This is a genomic window from Saccharothrix sp. DSM 118769 (assembly GCF_052936295.1).
Genome location: NZ_CP193627.1, coordinates 5,252,070 through 5,277,004 on the forward strand (window position 1 = coordinate 5,252,070; position 24,935 = coordinate 5,277,004).

Sequence of the window (24,935 nt, forward strand, 5' to 3'; positions counted from 1 at the left end):
ACCGCGGAATCGGTCTCCGGTAATCACCGGCGGCCGGTTCGGTCGCGCGTGCCAGAAAATATTCTCCGGGGAGGCCAGTGGTGCACGAGGATTCGGTACCGCGGCTCGCGCCCGCCCTTCCGCTGCAGAGCGGAATGATCGCGGCCGGGTTGCGGGACCCGTCCGCCGGGACGGACGTCATCCAGTGCGTCCAGCATTGGCCGCACGGCCTGGACACCACCGCCCACCTCGCCGCGTGGCGCGCGGCGATCGAGCGGCACCCGCTGCTGCGCACCCGGTTCACCTGGCGCGCCGACGGCGTCCTGGAGCAGTGGGCGGGCCCGGCCGAGGACGTCCCGGTGCTGGTGGACGACTCGGTGACCGACCTGGACGCGTTCCTCGCGGCCGACCGCCGGGCCGGGGTGGACCCGGTGTCGGCGGCCCCGCTGCGCGTGGTCGCGCTGCCCGGTGACGTGGTCGTCGCGACCTTCCACCACGCGATCCTCGACGGCCGCTCGCTGGCCGCGTTGCTGGGCGAGGTCGACGACGACTACGCGGCACGCCTGGCGGGCGGCGCGCTGGAGTTCCCGCCCCGCCCCGACTTCGCCGACTACGCCCGCTGGTACGACGCGCGGACCGCGCCCGACCACCCCGGGCACCTCGCCGACCAGCGGTTCTGGGCCGCCGAACTGGCCGGGACGCCGGAGCCCGGACCGCTGCCGCTGGAGCACGCCGGCCCCGGCACGCCGGTGATGGCCACCGCCTCGCTCGCCCTGTCCGACGCCGAGACCGGGGCGGTGACCGCGCTGGCCGCCGAGGTCGGGGTCACCGTGAACACGGTCGTGCTCGCCGCGTGGGGACTGGTCCTCACCGCGCACGCACGCGGCGGCGAGGCCGTGTTCGGCGTGACGCGGGCGGCCCGGCACGGCACCGTCGAGGGCGCGCGGGACATGCTGGGCCTGCTGCTGGCGACCGTGCCGCTGAGGCTGCCGGTGGACCGGGACGCCCCGGTCGCCGACTGGCTGCGCGACGTGCGGGAGCGGTCGGTCCGCGCCCGCGACCACCAGCTGTGCCCGCTGCCCGACATCCAGCGGGCGTCCGGCCACGAGACGCCGCTGACGCGCAGCCTGGTCCTGTTCGAGCGCAGCGAGATCAACACCGTGCTGGCCGCGCGGCCCTCGTCGCCGCCCGGCAGGCGGGTGCGCATCCTGCGGACCCCCGGCTACGCCCTGACCCTGTACGCGTTCGCCGAGCCGCGCCTGAGCTTCCAGCTGATCCACGACACGGGCCGGTTCCCGGCGTGGGCGCCGGACGCGCTGCTCGGGCAGGTCCGCTCGCTGCTCGCGGGCATGGCCGAGGCTCCCGGCAGGCCGGTGCGGGACCTGGTCGAGCCGCGCGGGGCGGAACGGGCGCGGCTGCTGGAGCGGTGGAACGGGACCGACGTGGAGCTGCCCGCCGACGCGACCGTGCCGGGCCTGTTCGCCGAGCAGGTGTGGCAGCGGCCCGACGCGGACGCCGTGTTCGACGGCGAGCGGTGGCTGAGCTACGCCGAGCTGGACGAGCGGTCGAACCGGCTGGCGCACGTGCTGGTCGAGCGGGGCGCGGTCGCGGACCGGCCGGTGGGGCTGGCGCTGCCGCGCGGCGCGGACCTGGTGACGGCGATGCTGGCCGTGCTCAAGACCGGCGCGGCCTACCTGCCGCTGGACCCGGCGAACCCGGCGGCGCGCGACGCGGCGGCCCTGCTCGGGTCCGGCGCGCCGCTGGTGGTCACCGACCGGCCGCGCCCGCTGCCGGACGGCGTGGCCGCCGTGGTGCTGCCCGAGGTCGACCTCGACGCGCGACCGGCCTCGTTCGACGTCGTGCCGGTGCACCCGGCGGGCGTGGCCTACGTCAACCACACCTCCGGCTCGACCGGGCGCCCCAAGGGCGTCGCCGTGCCGCACCTGGGCGTGGTGCGGCTGGTGACCCGGCCGAACTTCGCCCGCTTCGGGCCGGGGCGGACGTTCCTGCACCTGTCGGCGACCGCGTTCGACCTGACCACGCTGGAGGTCTGGGGCGCGCTGCTGACCGGCGGCCGGGTGGTGGCCGCGCCGGAGTGCCCGGTCGAGCCGGCGGTGCTGGCGGCGCTGCTGCGCGAGCACCGGGTGAGCGTGCTGTGGCTGACCGCCGGGCTGTTCCACGCCCTCGACCCCGCGCTGACCGCCGACGTCGAGCAGCTGCTGGCCGGTGGCGACGTGCTCGCGCCGGACGCGGTGCGCGCGGCCCTCGCGGCACGCGGCGGCAAGCCGGTGGTCAACGGCTACGGGCCCACCGAGAACACCACGTTCACCTCGTGCCACGTGATGACCTCGCCCGACGAGGTGGGCGCGACCGTGCCCATCGGCACGCCGGTGCAGCGCGGCTCGGTGTACGTGCTGGACGAGCTGATGCGGCCGGTGCCGGTGGGCGTCCCGGGCGAGCTGTACGCCGGCGGTGACGGGCTGGCGCGCGGCTACTGGGCCGCGCCCGCGCTGACCGCCGCGAAGTTCGTGCCCGACCCGTTCGCGGCCGAACGGCCCGGTGGGCGGCCGGGCGGGCGGCTGTACCGGACCGGCGACCTGGCGCGGTGGCGGCCCGACGGGGTGCTGGAGTTCCTGGGGCGCGCGGACCGGCAGGTCAAGGTGCGCGGGTTCCTGGTGGAGCCCGCCGAGGTCGAGGCGGTCCTGCGCGAGCACCCGTCCGTCGGGTCGGTCGCCGTGCTGCCGGTCGGCGACGGGGAGGCGCGGCACCTCGTGGCGTTCGTCGTGCCCTCGGGCGCGTTCGACGTCGACGCGGTGCGCGGGCACGTCGCCGAGCGGCTGCCCGCCTACCTGTGCCCCGCCCGGTACGTCCCGCTGCCCGAGCTGCCGCTGAACCGCAGCGGCAAGGTCGATCGGGCGGCCCTGAACCTGGTCCGCGCCCCGGGCGCGCGGGGCGCGGACCGGACCCCTCCCGCCACCGGCGCGCAGCGCCGGCTGGCCGGGCTGTGGCGGCGGTTGCTGGACGTGCCCGAGGTGTTCGCCGAGGACGACTTCTTCGCGGTGGGCGGCAACTCGCTGCTGGCGGTGCGGCTGGCGTTCCGGGTGCGCGAGGAGTTCGGCGTGGAGGTCCCGGTGGCCGAGCTGCACCGGGCCCGCACGCTCGCGGGCTGCGCCGCCGTGCTGGACGCGGCGCTGGACCGCCCACAGCCCGACTCCCCCGCACCGGGCGCCTCCGGGGCGGGCGCCTCCGGGGCGACCACTTCCGGGGCGGGGCGGGCGGCGGGCATCACGCGCCGCGACCGGTCCGCCTACCGGGTGCCCCCGCCCCGGACCGCCGCCGAGGACGTGCCCGACCACCTGGTGGTCCCGGGCGGCACGGGCGACTGGGCGGCGTGGCGGTGGGTCGGGCTGCGCGGCACCGGGTTCGGCGTCGAACCGCTGCTGGCGGTGGCGAGCCCGGACGCGGCCCGCGCGGCGGAGGACGTGCTGGCCGCCGAGGACGCGCTGGGCGAGGCGCGGTGGACGGCGTTCCGGGTCCTGCGGGAGGTCGAGGACCGGGCCACCGGCGAGCAGCGCTCCGCCCTGCGGCGGATCGGCCGGCTGGTCCGCAAGGGCCGGTTCGCCGAGGCGCGGGCGGCGCTGGACGGCGTGCGCGCGGTCACCGTCACCGCGCCCGTGCCCGACCCGGCGGGGGCCGTGGTCGGCGACGCGGCGGTCGAGGCGGTGGCGACCGAGGCCCGACCGGCGGCCGAGGTGCAGCTCGTGGTGCCGCACGCGGGCATCGCCGAGGTGGACGGCGCGCTCGCGGTGGCCGCCGCGACCGCCGCCCGCCACGAGGCGCTGATGGCCGACTACGCGGTCCGGTTCGAGGAGGGCCGCCGGGCGGCGACGGACGTGCTCCGCGTGGTCAGCGGCGACCCGAAGTTCCGCGAGGCGGTGGCGTGGCAGAACCCGCGCGCGCTGCGGACCGCCGTCGACGCGCTGCACCGCGCCCTGGGCGGCGACCGGCCCCCGACGCGCAACGTCGACTACCGGCGCTGGGAGCACACCGTCGTCAGCTACCTCCAGCGGTACTGCGCGAAGAACGACACGATCGGGTTCTTCGGCCCGGTCGGCTGGGCCCGGGTCGAGGACGACGCGCCCGCCGCGCTCACCGCCCGCCCGGGACCCCGGCTGGTCGACTCGCGCACGACCTACCTGGAGAACTGGGCCGTGCAGCAGCTCGCCGAGGCGCTGACCACCGACGCCGTGCGGCCCTGGGCGGTGCCGAGGCGGATGCCGTTCGTGGACGTCGTCGGCGACACGGTGCACGTGCCGATGACCGGGCCGGTGCGGCTGCCCCCGCCGGACGCCGCCGTGCTCGCCGCGTGCGACGGGGTGACCGGCGCGCACGCGATCGCCGCCCGGCTCGGCAGGCCCGAGCGGGACGTCCTCGACACCCTCGAACGGCTGCGCCGCGCCAAGCGGATCGCGTGGACCCTGGAGGTGCCGCCGGAGGCGCTCGTGCCGCAGGACTCCCTGCGGGAGCAGGTCGCGGCGATCGGGGACGACGCGGCGCGGGCGACGGCCGAGGCCGCGCTGGCCGAGGTCGAGCGCGGCCGGGCGGAGGTCGCGGCGTCCGTCGGCGACCCGGACCGGCTGGTGGACGCGATCACCGCGCTCCAGGAGACGTTCACCGGCATCACCGGCGCGGCGGCCGTGCGCCGGCCCGGCCTGTTCTACGCGGGGCGGACCGTGGTGCACGAGGAGTGCCGGCGCGACCTGGACGTCACCCTCTCCCCCGCGCTGCTGGAGACGCTGTGGTCGCCGCTGTCGCTGGTGCTGGAGGCGGCGCGCTGGTTCACCGGCGCGGGCGCGGCGCTCTACGGCAAGGCGCTGCGCGAGGTCTACCGGGAGCGGGTGGCCGCCACCGGCTCGGACCGGGTGCCGCTCGCGGACTTCTGGCTGTGGGCCAACGACACGATCTTCCGCCTCGACGAACGGCTGGTCGAACGGCTCGTGCGGGCGTTGCAGCAGCGCTGGGCCAGGGCGCTGGGCGGGCCCGCGGGCGGTCGCGAGGTCCACCACCGCGCGGACGACGTGCGGGACGCCGTGCTGGCCGCGTTCGCCGCGCCCCGACCGGGGTGGCGGGGCGCGGTGCAGCACAGCCCGGACGTGCTGATCGCCGCGCGCGACGCGCAGGCCGTGCGGGACGGCGACTACCGGTGGGTGCTGGGCGAGGTGCACCCCGGCGTGAACACCGCGCGGTCGGCGCTGTTCGTGTCGCAGCACCCCGACCCGGAGCAGCTGCGCACCGCGATGGCCCGGGACCTGGGCGGGCCGCGGGTCGTGCTGGCCACCACCCGCGAGGAGGGCGGCACGCCGCAGCGGCTGGCCGACGCGCTCGTGCTGCCGAGGGACCTCAAGATCGTGTTCGGGCACGACGCGTGCGGGCCGGGCCTGGCGGGCGCGGTGCCGGTGGGCGCGTGCGAGGTCGTCGAGGTCGGCGGGCGGCTGCTGGCCCGCAGCCGGGACGGCCGGGTGGACCACGACCTGGTCGAGCTGCTCAACGAGCAGGTCATGGCGCAGCTGGTGCAGCACTTCCGGCTGCTGCCGGCGGGCGGGCACACGCCCCGGGTGAGCGTCGACCGGCTCGTCGTCGCCCGCGAGGGCTGGCGATTACCCGCCGGGAGGTCCGCGTTCGCCTTCGCCGCCGACGAGGGGACCCGCTTCCTGCGCGCGCAGGCGTGGCGCCGCGAGCACGGGATGCCGAGGTTCGTGTTCGTCAAGAGCCCGGTGGAGCACAAACCGTTCTACGTGGACCTGGAGAGCCGGCCGTCGGTCGAGCTGTTCGCGCACGCGGTGCGCGCGCTGGACCGCGAGAAGCCCGGCGCCCCGATGGGCGTGGGCGAGATGCTGCCCGGTCCGGACCAGCTGTGGTTGACCGACGCGCACGGCGCGCGGCACACCGCGGAGTTCCGGGTCGTGGCGGTGGACAGACGTGGTTGGCCGGACAAGGGGGAGGAACCGCGGTGAGCGCAGTGGTACCGGAGGGTCGGGCGGACGAGGTCTTCCTGTTCCCCGCGTCGTCGGGGCAGCGCAGGCTGTGGCTGGTCGACCAGCTGCTGCCCGGCAGCCCCGTCTACAACATCGGCTGGCGGGTCGGCGTCGACGGCCCGCTGGACGTCGCCGCGCTGCGCGCCGCCCTGGACGCCCTGGTCGCGCGGCACGAGGCGCTGCGGACCCGGTTCGCCGTGGACGACGGCGTGCCGGTGCAGGTCGTGTCGGCGACGTCGCCCGTGCGGCTGCACCTGGCCGACGCGCCCGACGTGGACGCCGCGGTGCGCGCGGAGGTCGGCCGGCCGTTCGCGCTGCACGACGGGCCGCTGCTGCGGGCGACCTTGCTCAACGGCGACGTGCTGGTGCTCGTGCTGCACCACGCGATCGCCGACGGCTGGTCGTGCGCGGTGCTGTTCGACGAGCTGGCGGCGCTGTACGCGGCCGAGGTGGGCGGCGCGCCCGCCGACCTGCCCGAGCTGCCCGTGCAGTACCCGGACTACGCGGTGTGGCAGCGCGAGCAGGCCGACGGGGGCGCGTTCGCCGCCGACGCCGAGCACTGGCGGCGCGCGCTGGACGGCGTGCCGACCGTGCTGTCGCTGCCCGCCGACCACCCGCGGCCGGCGGTGCCGACGGGGCGCGGCGCGGAGCTGCGCGGTGACCTGGCCGTCGCCGACGGGTCGTTCGCGCGGCTGCTCGCGGTCTTCCAGTGCGTGCTGCACCGGGTGACCGGGCAGGCCGACTTCCTGGTCGCCACGCCCGTCGCGGCCCGCACGCGGCCGGAGACCGAGGGGCTGGTCGGGTTCGTCGCGAACACCGTCCCGCTGCGCGCGACCTTCACGCCCGGCACGACGTTCGGCGAGGTCGTCGCGGCGGCCGAGGCCGCGACCGTGGCCGCGCTGGCGCACCAGGACCTGCCGTTCGAGCAGCTGGTGGACCTCGTCGCGCCGGAGCGCACCCTGGCGCGCTCCCCGCTCGTGCAGGTGATGTTCGCGGTCGAGCCGGTGCCGCCCGCGCGGGAGGCGGGGCCCGTGACGTTCCGCCCGGAGGCCGTCGCCAACGGCGGCGCGAAGTTCGACCTGTCGCTGACCGTCGAACGGGCCGGTGACCGGTGGTCCGCGCGCTGGCAGTACGACACCGAGCTGTTCGACCCCGCGTCGGTCGAGGCCCTGCACGCGGTGTTCGCCGCCGCCGTGCACGCCTCCCCCGGCGACCGGGTCGCCGAACTGGTGCTCACCGACCGCGACCACGGCGAGCGGGCCGCCCCGGTGCCCGCCGGGACCGCCGCCGAGCTGGTGCTCACCGCGCTGGCCGAGGACCCGGACGGGGTCGCGGTCGAGGGCGAGCTGACCCGCGGGGAGCTGGACCGCGCCGCGAACCGCCTGGCCCACGTGCTCCTCGCGGCCGGCGCGGGACCGGACCGGCCGGTGGCGCTGTGCCTGGACCGCGGCGCGGCCGTGGTCACCGGCATCCTGGCCGCGTGGAAGGCCGGCGCGGGCTACCTGCCGCTGGACCCGACGTGGCCCGCGGCGCGGCTCACCGCCATGGCCGCCGGCTCCGACGTGCCCGTGCTGGTCACCGACGGCGCGGCCCGCGAGGTCACCGGGCCGCTCGACGGGCCGTGGACCGAGGTCGACCTGGACACCGCCGACCTGGCCGGGCAGCCCGGCACCGCCCCGGACGCCGTGCCGCAGCACCCCGGCAGCCTGGCCTACGTCATCCACACCTCGGGCTCCACCGGCACCCCCAAGGGCGTTCGGTGCACCCAGGGCGGTTTGGCCGCGCTGCTGCGCGCCATGGTGGAGCTGACCGGCCTCGGGCCGGACGACCGGCTCGCGTCCATCACCACGCCCGCGTTCGACGTGTCCACGGTGGAGATGCTCGCGCCGCTGGTCACCGGTGCGACGCTGGTCGTGGTGCCCGCCGACGACGTGGCCGACGGCGCGCTGCTGCGCGAGCGGATCGCGGCGACCCGCGCCACCGTCGTGCAGGGCGGTCCGGCGAGCTGGCGGATGGTCGTCGCGGCGGGCGGCGTGCCCGCGTGCGTGCGGCTGGCGATCAGCGGCGGCGAGGCGATGACCCGCGACCTCGCCGACGACCTCCAGCGCGGCGGCGCGGTGCTGATCGACGGCTACGGCCCCACCGAGACCACGGTGTACTCGGCGGCCGGCGTCGTGGCGCGCGCGCCGGACCCGGTGCGGCTCGGCCCGGCGGTGCGCGGCACCTCGCTGCACGTGCTCGACCCGCTGCTGCGCCCGGTGCCGCCCGGCGTGATCGGCGAGCTGCACATCGGCGGCGCGGGCGTGGCACGCGGCTACCACGGCATGCCCGGGACGACCGCCGACCGGTTCCGGCCCGACCCGTTCGGCGACACCCCCGGCGGGCGCCTGTACGCCTCCGGCGACCTGGTCCGGCGGCACGCCGACGGCTCGCTGGAGTTCCTGGGCCGCGCCGACCGGCAGCTCAAGGTCCGCGGCTACCGGATCGAGCCCGGCGAGGTCGAGGCCGTGCTGCGCGCCCACCCGGACGTGGCGCAGGCCGTCGTCGTGGCGTGGTCCGCGCACGCGGCCGACGTGCGGCTCGTCGCCTACGCGGTGCCCGCGGGGGACGTCGCGGACGACGAGCTGCGCCGCCGGCTGCGACCGCACCTGGCGGCGGGGCTGCCGGAGTACATGCTCCCGGCGTCGATCGTCGTGCTGCCCGAGCTGCCCCGCACCGGCACCGGCAAGATCGACCGGGACGCGCTGCCCGCCCCGGTGTGGACGACCGAGGACGTCGAGCGCGTCGAGCCGCGCGACGACACCGAGCGGCGCATGGCGCGGATCTGGCGGGACGTGCTGTCCATGCCGGCCGACTCGCCGCTGGGCGTGCACGACAACTTCTTCGCCCTGGGCGGCCACTCGCTGACCGCGACCCAGATGCTGGCCCGGGTCCGCGCCGCGCTGGGCGCGGACCTGCCGCTGGCCGCGCTGTTCGCCGCGCCGACCATCGCCGAGCTGTGCGCCGGGCTGACCCGCGGCACGGCGGCGCGCGGTCCCGTGCCGCTGATCGACCAGCTCGACGAGCTGTCCGACGCCGAGATCGACCGGCTGCTGGGCACCCTGGCCGACGAGGACCTCGCGTGAGCCGGCACGCGCTGGTCGTCGGCGCGGGCCTGGCGGGGTCGCTCACGGCCGTCTACCTGGCCCGGCGCGGCTACCTCGTGCGGGTGCTGGAACGGCGCGGCGACCCGCGCGCGCCGGGCGTGCGCGAGGAGGGCCGCTCGATCAACCTCGGGCTGTCGCAGCGCGGCATCGTCGCGCTGCGCGAGATCGGTCTGCTCGACCGGTTGGCGCCGCTGACCGTGCCCATGCGCGGCCGGGTCGTGCACCTGCCCGACGGGCTGCGGTTCCAGCCCTACGGGTTGGCCGAGGACCAGATCCTGCACTCCGTGCTGCGGCACGACCTCAACGTGGCGCTGGTCGACGAGGCCGAGCGCCGGGGCGTCGAGTTCCGGTGGGGGCACCGGGTCACCGCCGTGGACCGGGCCCGGCCCGCGGTCACCGCGCTCGGCCCGGACGGCGAGGAGACGCACACCGCGGACCTGGTGGTCGGCGCGGACGGCGCGTTCTCCGCCGTGCGCACCCACCTCGGCCGGGGGCGGCGGGTGGACCTGCACCAGGAGTTCCTGGAGTGGGGCTACAAGGAGCTGCTGATCCCGGTCGGCGACGACGGCCGGCCCCGCACCGAGCTGCGCGCGCTGCACGTGTGGCCCGGCGACGACGGGCTGATCGTGGCGCACCCCAACGCGGACGGCTCGCTCACCGCGACGGTGTTCCTGCCGTTCGACGGCGAGCACGGGTTCGCCGGGCTCACCGAGCCGGACCGGGTGCGGGACTTCTTCGCCCGCCGCTTCCCCGACACGCTCACCCTGATCCCGGACGTGGTGGCGCAGTTCCTCGACCACGAGGCCGCGAGCCTGGTCACCGTGCGCACCTCCCCGTGGCACGTCGCCACCGACGAGGGGCGCGGGACCGTGCTGATCGGCGACGCCGCGCACGCGGTGTACCCGTTCTTCGGGCAGGGCATGAACGCCGCGTTCGAGGACTGCTCGACCCTCGACCGCTGCCTGGCCGCCCACCCGCACGACCTGCCGCGCGCCCTCGCCGAGTTCGAGGCCGCCCGCAGGCCGCACACCGACGTGCTGGCCGAGCTGTCCAAGCGGAACTTCGTGGAGCTGCGGGACCGGCTGCGCTCGCCGCTGTTCCTGGTGCGCAAGAAGCTCGACCTGGCGCTGCACCGGCTGTTCCCGGACCGGTGGGTGCCGCTCTACACGCTCATCGCGCACACCACGACGCCCTACGGCGACGCCCTCGCCCGCGCCCGCCGGCAGGACCGCCTGCTCGGCACGGCCCTGGGCGCCACCGCAACGCTCGCCGGCGCCACCCTCGCCGGGCTCGTCACCCGCTCCCGCGGCACCCGGTCGCGGGGCGGGAGGAAGGTGAAGTGATGCTGGTCCACCCGACCGGCCAGGCCCACCACCTGGTGGAACCGGCCGACTTCGCGGGCACCCGGCTGCCCGAGGAGGTCGCGGCGCACGAACTGCCGCTGCGCACCGTCCTCGCGTGGGCCGACGAGTACCTGGGCGGCCCGCACCCCGACCTCGGCAGGCGGGGCGCGGTGTGCCCGTTCACCGACACGTCGTTGCAGCGCGGGCTGTTCTACCTGTCGGTGCGCCCCGGCACCCCGGAGAGCACCGACGAGCTGGCCGCGCTGCTGCTGCACTACCGCGACTGGTTCACCGAGCTGGAACCGCGCACCGGTCCGGGCGCGCAGTTCAAGACGATCCTGGTGCTGTTCCCGGACCTCGTCGAGTTCGACGTGGTGGACCGGACCCAGCAGCTGCTCAAGGCGGAGTACACGCGGATGGGGCTGATGCTGGGCGAGTTCCACCCCGGCCCGCCGCAGAAGGCCGGCCTGTGGAACCCGGCCTTCCGGCCGCTGACCAGCCCGGTGCCGCTGCTGGCGATCCGGCACATGGTGCCGACCGACTTCCCGTTCCTGCGCGACGACGACGAGACCGTCGCCGCCTACCTCCAGCGGTTCGGCGACCGCGTGCCCACGCACCTGCGCGGTGACGTGCGCGCCGCCGCCGACCGGCTCGCGACCACGGCGGGGAGCTGACCATGACCGACCGGACGTCGTCCGAGAGCAAGCGCGAGCTGCTGGCGCGGCGGCTGCGCGCGCGGGCCGCCGCGCCCGCCGCCTACCCGCTGTCGTTCGGGCAGCAGCGGCTGTGGTTCCTGGACCGCTTCGCGCCCGGCAGCGCGGTCTACAACGTGCCGGTCGCGCTGCGGCTGCGCGGCGCGCTGGACCGGGCCGCGCTGCGGCGGGCGCTGGACGTGCTGGTGGAGCGGCACGCCGCGCTGCGCACCACGTTCCCCGACTCGGGCGGCGAACCCGTGCAGCTGGTCGCGCCGACCGGCACGGCGACCGTCACCGAGCACGACCTCCCGGGCCACGACCTGCCCGACGGCGACCGGGACGCCGAGGCGCAGCGGTTCGCCGACGAGCGCGGCGGCGTCGGCTTCGACCTGCACCGCGGCCCGGTGTTCCGGGTGAGCCTCGGCCGGTTCGCCGACGACGACCACGTGCTGGTGCTGAACCTGCACCACATCTGCTCGGACGCGTGGTCGCTGTCGGTGCTGCTGGGCGAGCTGGGCACGGCCTACGACGCGGCCCTGGCCGGCCGCGCGCCGGAGCTGCCGCCGCTGACGCTCCAGTACCCGGACTACGCGGTGTGGCAGCGCGACCGGATGGGCGACGACCTGGTCGCCGAGCACCTGGACTACTGGGCGCGGCACCTCGACGGCGCGCCCGAGCTGCTGACGCTGCCCACCGACCGGCCGCGGCCCGCCGTGGTGTCCTACCGGGGCGCGCTGCGCTACGGCTACCTCCCGGCCGGTCCGCTGGCCGCGCTGGAGGGGGTGGCGCGGGAGCACGGCGTGACCACGTTCATGGTGCTGCTGGCGGCGTTCGCGGCCCGGCTCGGCCGGCTGGCCGGGCAGGACGACGTGGTCGTGGGCACGCCGGTCGCCGGCCGGTCGCACCCCGACCTGGAGGGCCTGGTCGGGTTCTTCGTCAACACGCTCCCGCTGCGGGTGGACGTCGGCGGCGACCCGACGTTCAGCGAGCTGCTGGCCCGGGTGCGCAAGTCGGTGGTGGACGGGCTGGCGCACGCCGAGCTGCCGTTCGAGCGGCTCGTGGAGCACCTGAGCCCGCAGCGCAGCACCGGCCACGCGCCGCTCCACCAGGCGCAGCTGATCTTCACCAACACCCCCGCGATGGTGCTCGCGATGACCGGCCTGGAGGTCTCGCCGCTGGTGCCCGACCCGAAGGTGTCGAAGTTCGACCTGACCGTGGCCGCCGACCGGCAGGGCGACCGGCTGGCGCTGGGCGTGGAGTACAACAGCGACCTGTTCGACGAGGACACCGTCGCCGAGTTCACCGACCGGCTGATCGCGCTGCTCACCGCCGCCGCGGAGCACCCCGACCGGCGGATCGGCGAGCTGGACGGGCTGACCGGCGTGCAGCGCTGGCAGGTGCTGGAGGGGCACAACGCCACCGACCTGCCGCTGCCGCCCGCCGCCACCGCGCTCGACCTGGTCACCGGCCGGGGCACCGCGGTGTCCGGGGTGGGCGGTCCGCTCACCTACGACGAGCTGGCCGCGCGCTCCGAACAGGTCGCCGGGCTGCTGCGGGCGCACGGCGCGGGCCCCGGCTCGGCGGTGGCGCTGTGCCTGCCGCGCACGCCCGACCTGGTGGCCGCCGTGCTCGGGGTGTGGAAGGCGGGCGCGGCGTACGTGCCGCTGGACCCGGGCTGGCCGGCCGACCGGCTCGCGCTGATGCTCGCCGACTCCGGCGCGTCCGTGCTGCTCACCGACCGGGCGTTCGCCGGCTGGGACGGGGCGGTGCTGGGGCTCGCCGACGCCGACGCGTTCCCCGCCGCGCCGACCGGCACCCCCGCGCCCGCGTCCCCGGCGACCGGCGAGGACCTCGCGTACGTCATCTACACGTCCGGTTCGACCGGCACGCCGAAGGGCGTGGAGGTGCCGCACCGGGCGGTGGTCAACCTGCTGGTGTCGTTCCAGCAGCTGTTCGCGCTCGGCCCGGGGGACCGGCTCGCGGCGGTGACGACGCTGTCGTTCGACATCTCCGTGCTGGAGCTGCTGCTGCCGCTCACCGCGGGCGCCGAGGTGCTGGTGGTGCCGGCGGAGACCGCCGCCGACGGCAACGCCCTGCGCGCGCTGCTGGTGGAGCGCGAGGTGACCGCGCTCCAGGCCACCCCGGCGACGTGGCGGCTGCTGCACGCGGCGGGCGGCGTGCCGGCGGGCGTAGTGACCCGGGTCTGCGGCGGCGAGGCGCTGCCCCGCGACCTGGCCGACGACCTGCTGTCCGACGACGCCCTGCTGTGGAACGCCTACGGCCCCACCGAGACCACCGTGTGGTCGTCGGCCGGGCTGGTCGAGGACTCCCCCGCGCCCGTCGTGCTGGGCCCGCCGATCGGCAACACCCGGCTGTACGTGCTGGGGCCGGCGCTGGAGCCGGTGCCGCCGGGCGTGGTGGGCGAGCTGCACGTCGGCGGGTCCGGCGTGGCGCGCGGCTACCACGACCGGCCGGCGCTGACCGCGTCCCGGTTCGTGCCCGACCCGTTCTCCCGCGAGCCGGGGCGGCGGCTGTACGCCACCGGCGACCTGGTGCGGCACCGCGGGGACGGCACGCTGGAGTTCCTGGGCCGCGTCGACCACCAGGTGAAGGTGCGGGGCTTCCGCATCGAGCTGGGCGAGGTCGAGGCCGCGCTGGTGGCCTGCGACGGGGTGCGCGAGGCGGTGGTGCTGCCCGTCGACGAACGCCTGGTCGCCTACCTGGTGGTGGACGACCCGGGCGACGGGCTGTGGGCGCGGGTGCGCGCCCGGCTCGCCGAGCGGCTGCCGGACTACATGCTGCCCGCGACCGCCGTGCTGCTGGACGCGTTCCCGCTCACGCCCAACGGCAAGACCGACCGCAAGGCCCTACCGCCGCCGGTGTGGGCCGCCGGGGGCGGGCGGGTCGCGCCGCGCGACGCCGTGGAGCAGGTGCTGGCGGGGCTGTGGGCCGAGGTGCTCGGCGTGGCCGAGGTGGGGGTGCACGACGACTTCTTCGCGCTCGGCGGGCACTCGCTGCTCGCGGCGAAGGTGCTGACCCGCGTGCAGGGCGCGTTCTCGGTGGCGGTGCCGATCGGCCGGGTGTTCGCCGCGCCGACCGTCGCCGGGATGGCCGCCGCGCTGGCGTCCCTGGACGACCCGCCGGGTCGGGTGGCCGCGGTCGCGGAGCTGCGCGTGCAGCTGGCCGGCCTGTCCGCCGAGGAGGTCGAGGCGATGCTCGGGGAGGGGACCGGATGAGTTCACCAGGGGTGCACCCGGGGTTGCGGCGGTTCGCCGTGGTGTGGGCCGGGCAGCTGGTGTCCGTGATCGGCTCCGCGCTGACCGCGTTCGTGCTCGGCGTGTGGGTCTACCAGGGCACCGGCTCGGTGACGCAGTTCGTGCTGATCCAGTTCTGCGCGGTGGTGCCGGGCATCCTGCTCGCGCCCTACGCGGGCGCGGTCGCCGACCGGTACGACCGCAAGCGGATCATGCTGGTCGCCGACTCGGGCGCGGGCCTGGTGACGGTGGCGCTGCTGCTCGCCGTGTCCGCCGGCGGTCTGGCCGTGTGGCAGGTGTACGTGGCGACGGCGCTGACCGCGACGCTGAACTCGTTCCACGTCATCGCCTACACCGCGCTCGTGCCCGCCCTGGTGCCCAAGGAGCACCTGGGCCGGGTGAACGGCCTGGTGCAGGTCACCCAGGGCGTGCAGATCGCCGCGCCGCTGGTCGCGGGCGCGCTGCTGGCCTTCGTGGGGCTGCGCGGCGTGCTGGTGGTGGACGTGGTGACGATGGCGTTCGCGGTGACCGCGCTGCTGCTCGCCCGGCTGCCCGGGGAAGCGGTGCGCCCGGCGGGCGCGTCCGCCGGCGGCGAGCGGGGCGTCCGGGCGGGCCTCGCCTGGCTGCGCGGCGCACCCGGGCTGTTCGCGCTGGTCACCGTGTTCGGCGCGTGGAACTTCCTGTTCGCCGTCGCGGGCGGGCTGGTGCAGCCGCTGATCCTGTCGTTCTCCTCGCCCGCCACGCTGGGCGTGCTGATGGCGGCGGGCGGCAGCGGGTTGTTCGTCGGCGGCCTGGTGATGGGCGCGTGGGGCGGGCCGAAGCGCCGCGTGCACGGCGTCTACCTGGGCCTCGGCCTGGGCGGGGTGTTCCTGGTGCTGCACTCCCTGGCGCCCTCGCCGTGGCTGATCGGCCTCGCCGCGCCCGCGTTCCTGTTCACCCTGCCGCTGATGAACACCGCCTGCGTCACCCTGGTCCAGACGAAGGTCGACCCGGCCGTCCTCGGCCGCGTGCTGGGCGTCGTGCGGGTGCTGGGCACCGCCGCCATGCCCATCGCGTTCCTGCTGGTCGGGCCGCTCACCGACGGCGTCGCCGAACCGCTGATGGCCCCGGACGGCGCGCTCGCGTCGAGCCTGGGCGCCGTCATCGGCACCGGCGAGGGCCGCGGCATCGCCTTGATCTTCCTGGTCGTCGGCGTGCTGATGCTCGCCCTGACCGCCTACGCCTGGTCCCTCCCGCGGCTGCGCGCCGTGGACGACCTGCCCGACGCGGTGGCCGACGGGGAGCCGTCGCCGTCGCCCGAAAGGACTGCGCCGTGACCGAACTGCCCGACCACCGCGAACTCCTGCTGGAGAAGCTGCTCGCGCAGCGCGGTCTCGCCACCGCGCCGCGCCCGGCCGTGCCCCGGCGCCCCGAGGGGGCCGTCGTGCCGCTGACCGGCGACCAGCGCGGCCTCTGGCTGACCGGGCGGCTCGGCCTCGACGCGGGCGCGTACGTCATGTACGCCGCGCTGCGCGTCGCCGGCGACGTGGACGAGGAGCGCCTGCGCGCCGCCGTGCGCGCCGTGATGGCGCGGCACGAGGCGTTGCGCACCCGCGTCGTCGACACCGACGGCGTGCCCGAGCAGCAGGTCCTCGACGAGGTGGCCGAGGACGTGGTGGTCGTCGAGGTCGCCGACGAGGAGGCGCTGCGCGCGTTCGTGCTCTCCGAGGTGGACGCGCCGTTCGACCTGGGCACCGCCCCCCTGTTCCGGGCGCGGGTCGCGCGGGTCGCCGCCGGTGACACCGCCCTGGTGTTCAGCGCGCACCACGTCGTGTGCGACGACGTGTCGCTCGGCGTGGTCGCGGACGAGATCGGCGAGGTCTACGCGGGCCGCGGGCTGCCGCCCGCGGGCGCGCAGTTCCCCGACTACGCGCACTGGCAGGCCGACCGGCTCGCCGACGGCGAGCGGCAGCGGCAGCTCGACCACTGGGCCGACCGCCTGGCCGGCGCGCCCGAGGTGCTCGACCTGGCGCTGGACCGGCCGCGCACCCCGCACCGCACGGTCGCGGGCGCGAGCCACCGGTTCACCGTCCCGCGCGCGCTGGCCGACGGCCTCACCGGGCTGACCCGCGCGCACGGCTGCACGACGTTCGCCGGTCTGCTGGCCGCGTTCGGCGTGCTGCTGGCCCGGCGCTCGGGCGCCGACGACCTGGTGATCGGCTCGCCGACCACGCACCGGCCGTTCCCCGAGCTGGAGCGCTCGGTCGGCATGTTCGTCACCACGACCGCGCTGCGCCTGGACCTGTCCGGCGACCCGACCGCGGTCGACCTGCTCGGCCGGGCGCGGGCCACCGCCGTCGACGCGCTCGACCACGCCGCGGTCGGCTTCGACGAGGTGGCCGCCCGCGTGGCGCCGCGCCGCGACCTCGCGCACCACCCGCTGTTCCAGGTGATGCTCGTGCTCAACCGGGGCGGCGGCTCCGGCGAGTGGGGCGGCCTCGGCGCCGCGCCGCTGCCCGCGGACCGGGCGACCAGCCGCTTCGACCTGACCCTGCACGTGCGCGAGACCGACGGCGACTGGCCCGCGAACCTCGACTACAGCACGGACCTGTTCGACGCGGACACCGTGGCGCGGATGGCCGACCACCTGCTGGCCGTGCTCGCCGCCCTGGTCGCGGACCCGACCGCGCGGCTGTCCGGGCTGGACACGAGCACGGCGGCCGACCGGGAGGCCGCGGCGGCGCTGAACCGCGCCGAGCCGGTCCGGCACCCGCACGTGCTCGCCCGGATCGCCGAGCAGGTCGCCGCCCACCCCGGCGCCACCGCCGTGCTGGACCTCGCCGACGGCGCGTCGCTCACGTTCCGACAGCTCGACCGGCGCGCCAACCGGGTCGCGCGCCTGCTCGCCGAGTGGGGCGTGGGCCCGGAGACGCCCGTCGGCCTGGCCGTGAAGGCCGGTCCGGACGCGCTGGTCGCGCTGCTGGCCGTGCTCAAGGCGGGCGGCGCGTACGTGCCGCTGGACCCGGCGAACCCGCCCGCCCGGCTCGCCGCGCTGCTCGCCGACTGCGCCGCGCCCGTCGTGGTCACCGCGCCCGGCGACCGGGACCGCTTCGGCGGGTACCGGGGCGCGCTGCTGGACACCGCCGACGAGGCGTTCACCGGCGAGGACGACGCGCCCCCGGTCGTGGCGACCGCCGAGGGGGCGCTGGCCTACGTCGTCTACACCTCCGGCTCGACCGGCGTGCCCAAGGGCGTGCAGGTGCAGCACGACACGCTGGCCAACCTGACCGGCGCGTTCGTCGACCTGCACGGGTTCGCGCCCGGTCAGCGCGTCCTGATGGTGCCGCCGCTGAGCTTCGACGCCTCGGTGGGCGACGTGTTCCCCGCCTGGTGCTCCGGCTCGGCCGTCGTCGTGCACCCGGAACCGGCGACGGTGGGCGGCGCGGACCTGCTCGCGCTGTGCGCCGAGCACGGGATCACCGCGGTCGACGCGCCCGCCGCGCTGTTCAAGCGGTGGGTCGCGGACCTCGCGGGCCTGTCCGGGCAGGGCGTGGACCCCGGCCCGCTGACCACCGTGATGATCGGCGGCGAGGCCGTGCCGACCGCGACGGTCGCCGAGTGGGCCGCGCTCACCGGCGGGAAGGTGGAGGTGGTCAACCACTACGGTCCCACCGAGACCACGGTGTGCGCCACCACCCACCGCACGGTCGACGCCTCCGAGGTGGACCCGCGCGCCGCGACCCTGCCCATCGGCAGGCCGCTGCCCGGTGTGCGGGCGTACGTGCTGGACGGCGCGCTGCGCCCGGTGCCGGTCGGCGTGCCCGGCGAGCTGCACGTCGGCGGCCTCGCACCCGCCCGCGGCTACCGGGGCGACCCGGCGCGCACCGCGTCGGCGTACCTGCCGGACCCGGTCGTCCCGGGCGGTCGCGCGTACCGCACCGGCGACCTGGTGCGGCTGCTGCCCGACGGGGCGCTGGAGTTCCTGGGCCGGGTGGACGACCAGGTCAAGCTGCGCGGCCACCGCATCGAGCCCGGCGAGGTGCGGGCGGCGCTGCTGGCGCACCCGGACGTCGCCGAGGCGGCCGCGGCGGTGCGCGGCGACGTGCTGGTCGCCTACGTCGTGCCGCGCGCCGGCGGCACCGCGCCCGGGCTGGACGAGCTGCGCGCGTTCTGCGCCGAGCGCCTGCCCGAGGCGATGCTGCCCGGCGCCCGGGTCGAGCTGGACGCGCTGCCGCTCACCCGGCACGGCAAGGTCGACCCGGCCGCGCTGCCCGACCCGGACGCGTCCGCGCGCACCGCGCCGTACGAACCGCCGCGCACGCCGGTGGAGCGGACCCTGGCCGAGATCTGGTCGGAGGTGCTCGACGCGCCGCTCGTCGGCCGCCGCGACAGCTTCTTCGGCCTGGGCGGGCACTCGCTGATCGCCGCCGCCGTGCTGGCGAAGGTGCGCGCCCTGCTGGGCGTCACGGTGCCGCTGCGCGCCCTGTTCGCCACCGCCGACCTCGCCGAGCTGGCCGAGGTGGTGGAGCAGGCCGCCGCGTCCGACCACACGTTCGCGAAGGAGTACCGGTCGGGCCTGCCGAGCGTGCCGGAGATGCGGCTCGACGCCGTCCCGCCGGACGACGTCGCGCCGCACCACCCGGTGCGCACCGGCCCCGCCGAGCGCGTGCTGCTGACCGGCGCCACCGGGTTCCTCGGCGCGCACCTGCTCGGCGAGCTGCTGACCCGCACCGACGCCGAGGTGCACTGCCTGGTGCGGGCCGAGACGCCGACCGTGGCCGCCGCGCGCATCCGCGCCAACCTGCGCCGCGCGCACCTCGACGTGCCCGAGGAGCAGCTGGCCCGCGTGGTGCCCGTCGTGGGCGACATGTCCCGGCCGCTGCTCGGCCTGCCCGAGAAGGACTTCGACCGGCTCGCCGAGAGCGTGGACGCCGTCTACCACAACGGCGCGGTGATGAACTTCGTCCTCACCTACCGCTGGATGATGCCGCCGCACGTGGGCAGCACCGTCGACGTGCTGCGGCTGGCCACGCGCTACTCGACCAAGCCGCTGCACCTGATGTCCACGCTGGGCGTGTTCCTCGGCGCGACCTACGACCGGCAGCGGGTCACCGAGTCCGACCGGCCCGAGGACCCGACCGGCCTGGACACCGGCTACCACACCACCAAGTGGGTGGCCGACATGATGGGCGTGCTCGCGCGCGACCGCGGCCTGCCGGTGTCCATCCACCGGATCGCGGCGATCGTGGGCGACGTGCGCACCGGCACGGCCAAGACCGAGTCGTACCTGAGCCGCCAGATCTCGACGTGCGCGCACGCCCGCGCCGTGCCGCGGACGAACGACGTGATCGACATGCTGCCGGTGGACCGGCTGGCCGCGGCCATCGCGGGCATCTCGACGAACCCGGAGCTGCACGGCCGCGACTTCCACTACTACCGGGCCGACGGCTTCACCTACGCCGACCTGGGCGGCGTGCTGGCCGCCAAGGGCTACCCGAACCGGGTGCTGGAGTACCCGCAGTGGCGGTCGCTGATGCTGGAGAGCCCGGACAGCGCGTTCGGCCCGCTGGCGTTCGGCCTGACCACCACGCACCGGGCGCACCCGGTGTTCGACTGCACGGCGACCTGGGACGCCGCCCGCTCGTGCGGCGTCGAGTTCCCGCCCGCCGACGCCGAGATGATCGCCCGCCACGTCGACTACCTCGCCTCGGCGGGGGTCATGCCCGAGAGGTCCTGACCGTGCCCCTGCACCTGCCCCCGGACGACGGCCCGCCGTCGTTCCACGACATGCTCGCCACCGCCGGCTACCGGGCGCTCACGGCGGGCCTGCGGCTGGGCGTGTTCGACGCCCTCGCCGACGGCCCCCGGTCGGTCCCGGCGCTGGCCGGCGCGCTCGGCACCGACCCGCGCGGCACCGCGCTGCTGGGCGACCTGCTGGTGTCGTTCGGCTACCTGGTCCGGGAGGGCGACGGCCTCGCCAACGCCCCGGCGACCACGTCGTGGCTGACCGGCGCCGGGTACGCCGACGTGCAGAAGTTCTGGTCGGTCGTGCTGTTCGACTCCTGGCTCGACCTGGAGGGGTCGGTCCGCACCGGCGAGCCCGCCCTGGACTTCTACGCCTGGCTCGCCGAGCGGCCCGACGTGCTGCGGCGGTTCCAGGGGATGCTGTCCGGGCACGCCGACCACATCGCGCCGGAGGTGGCGTCGACCGTGCCGGTGGGCGCGACGCTGCTGGACGTGGGCGGCGGCCACGCCAAGCACGCGATCCGGCTGTGCGCGGCCCACCCGTCGCTGCGGGCGACCGTCGTCGACCTGCCGGACGCGCTGGCGGTCGGCGCGGCGGCGGTGGCGGAGGCGGGCCTGGCGGACCGCGTCGCGCTGCGGCCGGGCGACTACGACGAGCTGGACCTGGGGTCGGGCTTCGACACGGTGCTGCTGTTCAACGTCGTGCACGGCCGCACGGCGGAGGCCAACGAACGGCTGCTGGCCCGGGTCGCGGACGCGCTCGCGCCGGGCGGCGCGGTCGTGCTGCTGGAGCACGACGAGCACGTGGACGACCCGGCGTCCGACGCGTTCGCCCGCGTGTTCAGCCTCAACCTGTTCCACGGCCAGGGCGGCCAGGTCTACTCGGCCGACGCCATCGCCGGCTGGCTGGCCGCCACGGGCTTCGACGCGCCCTCCGCGCACCCCCTGGAGAGTTCGCCGGGGCAGTCGCTGCTGGTGGCGCGCAAGCGGTAGGACCGCCGGCGGGAACCCGGGCGCCGGGCGGGCCACCCCCAGTAGAGTCGGACCGGAGATCATCCACGGCGATCAGCCCAGCGGAGGACGCGATGAAGCGCAACATCACCTGCCCGTGCGGCGTGCACATCACCGGCGAGGACGAGGACGACATGGTCACCAAGACCCAGCAGCACCTCAAGGAGAACCACCCGGGCCACGACTACTCGCGCGACGAGATCCTGTTCATGGCGTACTGAGTACGGCCGAACCCCTCCCGGTCCGCCCGGTCCCGGGGGAGGATGCGCCTCTTCACGCCGTTCCGACGAAGAGACGCAGGTGATCCCCCATGGGTTCGGCACTGACGGGCATCGGCCTCCCGGCCGCGCTGGCCGTGGTCATGTTCGGGCTCGGCCTGTCGCTGGCGGTGGGCGACTTCGCGCGGGTCGCGCGGGAGCCGCGGGCGGTGGCGGTGGCGCTGGCGACGCAGCTGGTGCTGCTGCCGCTGGTGTGCTTCGGACTGGTCACGGCCCTGGGGCTGGACCCGCTGCTCGCGGTCGGCATGATGCTGCTCGCCGCGTCGCCGGGCGGGACGACGGCGAACCTGTTCAGCCACCTGTTCCGCGGCGACGTGGCGCTCAACATCACCCTGACGGCGGTGAACTCGGTGCTGGCCGTGGTCACGCTGCCGCTGGTGGTGAACTTCGCGCTGTCCTGGTTCGAGCCCGCGGGCGGCGGCGCGGTGGGCCTGGAGTTCGGCAAGGTCGCGCAGGTCTTCGCGATCGTGCTGGTGCCCGTGGTGCTGGGCATGCTGGTGCGGCGGTGGTCGGCGGCGTTCGCGGACCGGGCGGACAAGCCCGTGCGGATCTTCTCCGCCGCGGTGCTGCTCGCGGTGATCGTCGGCACGATCGTGGCCGAGCGGGAGAACGTCGGGGACTACCTGGCCGACGTCGGCGTGGTGGCGGTCCTGTTCTGCGCGTGCAGCCTGGCGGCCGGGTACCTCGTGCCGCGGTGGGCGCGGGTCGGCCGGCGGCAGGCGGTCGCGTCGGCGTTCGAGGTCGGCGTCCACAACAGCACGCTGGCGATCACGGTGGCCGTGACGGTGCTGGGCAGCGAGCGGCTCGCGGTGCCGGCGGCGGTGTACGGCGTGGTGATGTTCCCGCTGGCGGCGCTGGCCGGGTACCTGCTGACCCGCGTCGGGGACCGCGCCGCGGAACGACCCCTATAACGGTCCCGACACCGATGCCCGAGTGGTAAACCCACTTTTGAGGGGTTGCCACTCCCCCGCGCGGGTGAGACCGGCCGGTAGGCCGAACCCGCTCGTTCAAAACAGAGCGTGACAGAGAAACGCCATGTCACCCTTTCGTGCTCACCCAAAAGTGGCACGAAAGGAACACATCTCACCATGCGTTTACTCCGCCGCAGACGCCTCACCTCACGTTCAAGACGCACGACCGCCGTGGCGGCCGCGACCCTGGTGGTCGCGGCCGGCGTGGTGGCCGTCCAGCCCGTCGCGGCCGCCGCCGTGCCGACCGGTTTCACCGACACCCTCGCCATCGGCGGCCTCACCTCGCCGACCGCCGTGTCCTTCGCGCCCGACGGCAAGGTGTTCATCGCCGAGAAGAGCGGCCTGGTCAAGGTCTTCGACTCGCTCGCCGACACCACCGCGACCACGTTCGCCGACCTGCGCCCGCAAACCCAGGACTTCTGGGACCGCGGCCTGCTCGGCCTGGCCGTGGACCCGCAGTTCCCGACCCGCCCGTTCGTCTACGTCGCCTACGCCTACGACGCGGTGCCCGGCGGCACGCACCCGCGCTGGGGCGACCAGTGCCCCACCCCGCCCGGGGCCACCGACCAGGGCTGCGTGGTCACCGGCCGGGTCTCCAAGCTGACGATGGGCCCCGGCGGCACGGCCACCGCGGAGACGCCGCTGGTCACCGACTGGTGCCAGCAGTACCCGAGCCACTCGATCGGCACCGTCGCGTTCGGCCCCGACGGCGGCCTCTACGTCGGCGGCGGTGACGGCGCGAGCTTCAACTTCGCCGACTACGGCCAGGTCGGCAACCCGTGCGCCGACCCGCCGGGCGCGGCGGGCACCAACCTGACCTCCCCGACCGCCCGCGGCGGCGCGCTGCGCTCCCAGTCGGTCCGCCGCCCGGCGGGCGAGCCGGTGAGCCTGGACGGCACCATCGTCCGCATCGACCCCGACACCGGCGCGGGCCTGCCCGGCAACCCGTTCGCGGCCGCCGCAGACGCCAACGCCAAGCGCGTCATCGCGCACGGCCTGCGCAACCAGTTCCGGTTCGCCTTCCGCCCCGGCACCGACGAGCTGTGGGCCGGCGACGTCGGCTGGAACACGTGGGAGGAGGTCAACCGGATCACCGACGTGAACGACGCGTCGGCGGAGAACTTCGGCTGGCCGTGCTACGAGGGCGGCGCCCGCCAGGGCGGCTACGACGGCGCGAACCTCGACCTGTGCGAGTCGCTCTACACCGGCGCCGGCCAGACCGCGCCGTACTACGCCTACAACCACTCGGCGAAGGTCGTCGCGTCCGACCCGTGCCCGACCGGCGGGTCGTCCGTCTCCGGCATCGCGTTCGAGTCGACCAGCAACTACCCGGCCGCCTACGACGGCGCGCTGTTCTTCGCCGACAGCTCCCGCGGCTGCATCTGGGCGATGCAGACCACGGCCGGCCAGCCCGACCCGGCCAAGCTGGTGCCGTTCGTGACCGGAGTGAACGTGCCCGTGCAGATCACCACCGGCCCCGGCGGCGACCTGTTCTACATCGCGCTCGGCGCGGGCCAGCTGCGCCGCGTCAGCTACCCGACCGGCAACCGCGCGCCGACCGCCGTGGCGACCGCGACCCCGCAGTCCGGCCCGGCCCCGCTGGCCGTGCAGTTCAGCGGCACCGGCTCCACCGACCCGGACGTCGGCGACACGCTGAGCTACGCGTGGGACCTGGACGGCGACGGCCAGTACGACGACTCCACCTCGGCCACGCCGACGCGCACCTACACCTCGGCGGCGACCGTCACCGCGGGCCTGCGCGTGTCCGACCAGCTCGGCGCGTCCGGCACCACGACGGTCACGGTCACCGTCGGCACCCCGGTCGCCCAGGACCCGGTGCCGGTGATCGACACGCCGACCGCGCCGCTGAACTGGGTGGTGGGCCAGAACGTCCCGTTCACCGGCCACGCCACCGACGTCCAGGACGGCACCCTGCCCGCGTCCGCGCTGAGCTGGAAGCTGAGCATCCAGCACTGCGCCTCGACCGGGTCGTGCCACGAGCACGTGGTGCAGACCTGGACCGGCACGGCGTCGGGCTCGTTCACCGCCCCCGACCACGAGTACCCGTCCTACCTGGACCTGACCCTGACCGCGACCGACTCCTCGGGCCGCACCAAGAGCACCACGACCAAGCTGGACCCGCGGACGGTGAACCTCACGTTCACGTCCAGCCCGAGCGGCCTCCAGCTGAGCGTGGGCGGCACGGCCCAGGCCACGCCGTTCACCCGCACGGTCATCGCGGGCTCGAACAACTCGATCGGCGCGCCCAGCCCCCAGTCCGGCCCCCTGGGCCTCGGCTGGCGCTTCCGCGACTGGTCGGACGGCGGTGCGCAGACGCACAACATCACCGCCCCGACCACGGCCACCAGCTACAACGCCAGGTACAGCCTGTGCCTGTGCTGACCGCCTGACGCGCCGCAGCGGCCGGTCGCACCCGCGACCGGCCGCCGCGACCCGGGACCGGGCCGCCCGGAATCGGGCACCTCGGGTCAGGGCACC

11 protein-coding genes are annotated in these 24,935 nt (G+C 76.1%); all 11 read left to right on the plus strand.

What is annotated here, in order from left to right; all coding sequences use genetic code 11:
• The first annotated feature begins 80 nt into the window (after positions 1-80).
• The 11 genes from ACRAKJ_RS22535 (at position 81) to ACRAKJ_RS22585 (ending at position 24,839) form a co-directional block, all read left to right on the plus strand.
• Positions 81-5,993 (plus strand): amino acid adenylation domain-containing protein, encoded by a 5,913-nt coding sequence (locus tag ACRAKJ_RS22535; protein ID WP_438919836.1) that lies wholly within the window; start codon positions 81-83, stop codon positions 5,991-5,993.
• On the plus strand, positions 5,990-9,139 hold the full coding sequence (locus ACRAKJ_RS22540; protein WP_438919835.1) for an amino acid adenylation domain-containing protein: 3,150 nt from the start codon (positions 5,990-5,992) through the stop codon (positions 9,137-9,139). Before ACRAKJ_RS22535 ends, ACRAKJ_RS22540 begins: the two co-directional genes overlap by 4 nt.
• Entirely contained in the window at positions 9,136-10,503 is a 1,368-nt protein-coding gene (locus tag ACRAKJ_RS22545; protein WP_438919834.1) for an FAD-dependent monooxygenase, read from the plus strand. The genes ACRAKJ_RS22540 and ACRAKJ_RS22545 overlap by 4 nt, the downstream gene beginning before the upstream one ends.
• Positions 10,503-11,177: a DUF6875 domain-containing protein gene (locus tag ACRAKJ_RS22550; RefSeq protein ID WP_438919833.1), complete on the plus strand. Its 675-nt coding sequence runs from the start codon at positions 10,503-10,505 to the stop codon at positions 11,175-11,177. The genes ACRAKJ_RS22545 and ACRAKJ_RS22550 overlap by 1 nt, the downstream gene beginning before the upstream one ends.
• Before the next feature lie 2 nt (positions 11,178-11,179).
• Positions 11,180-14,434 carry a non-ribosomal peptide synthetase gene (locus ACRAKJ_RS22555; RefSeq protein ID WP_447008645.1) on the plus strand — a complete coding sequence of 1,085 codons (3,255 nt, stop codon included), beginning with the start codon at positions 11,180-11,182 and terminating at the stop codon, positions 14,432-14,434.
• Complete coding sequence (locus tag ACRAKJ_RS22560; protein WP_438926273.1) at positions 14,431-15,768, plus strand: MFS transporter; 1,338 nt, start codon at positions 14,431-14,433, stop codon at positions 15,766-15,768. Before ACRAKJ_RS22555 ends, ACRAKJ_RS22560 begins: the two co-directional genes overlap by 4 nt.
• A complete protein-coding gene (locus ACRAKJ_RS22565; protein ID WP_438926274.1) occupies positions 15,765-20,168 on the plus strand; it encodes an amino acid adenylation domain-containing protein in 4,404 nt (1,467 codons plus the stop codon). The genes ACRAKJ_RS22560 and ACRAKJ_RS22565 overlap by 4 nt, the downstream gene beginning before the upstream one ends.
• A gap of 2 nt (positions 20,169-20,170) precedes the next feature.
• On the plus strand, positions 20,171-21,169 hold the full coding sequence (locus ACRAKJ_RS22570) for a methyltransferase (RefSeq protein ID WP_438926275.1): 999 nt from the start codon (positions 20,171-20,173) through the stop codon (positions 21,167-21,169).
• A 92-nt stretch (positions 21,170-21,261) separates the two neighbouring features.
• Positions 21,262-21,408 (plus strand): DUF1059 domain-containing protein, encoded by a 147-nt coding sequence (locus ACRAKJ_RS22575; RefSeq protein WP_438926276.1) that lies wholly within the window; start codon positions 21,262-21,264, stop codon positions 21,406-21,408.
• A gap of 89 nt (positions 21,409-21,497) precedes the next feature.
• Positions 21,498-22,376: a bile acid:sodium symporter gene (locus tag ACRAKJ_RS22580; RefSeq protein ID WP_438926277.1), complete on the plus strand. Its 879-nt coding sequence runs from the start codon at positions 21,498-21,500 to the stop codon at positions 22,374-22,376.
• A 231-nt stretch (positions 22,377-22,607) separates the two neighbouring features.
• Positions 22,608-24,839, plus strand: coding sequence for a PQQ-dependent sugar dehydrogenase (locus ACRAKJ_RS22585; protein WP_447008646.1), 2,232 nt, complete (start codon positions 22,608-22,610; stop codon positions 24,837-24,839).
• Positions 24,840-24,935: the final 96 nt, after the last annotated feature.

What these genes read in the sequence shown, in the direction of transcription:
- ACRAKJ_RS22550 (WP_438919833.1), top strand. Translation starts at nt 10,503, where the DNA reads ATGCTGGTCCACCCGACCGGCCAGGCCCACCACCTGGTGGAACCGGCC.
- ACRAKJ_RS22555 (WP_447008645.1), top strand. Translation starts at nt 11,180, where the DNA reads ATGACCGACCGGACGTCGTCCGAGAGCAAGCGCGAGCTGCTGGCGCGG.
- ACRAKJ_RS22560 (WP_438926273.1), top strand. Translation starts at nt 14,431, where the DNA reads ATGAGTTCACCAGGGGTGCACCCGGGGTTGCGGCGGTTCGCCGTGGTG.
- ACRAKJ_RS22575 (WP_438926276.1), top strand. Translation starts at nt 21,262, where the DNA reads ATGAAGCGCAACATCACCTGCCCGTGCGGCGTGCACATCACCGGCGAG.
- ACRAKJ_RS22580 (WP_438926277.1), top strand. Translation starts at nt 21,498, where the DNA reads ATGGGTTCGGCACTGACGGGCATCGGCCTCCCGGCCGCGCTGGCCGTG.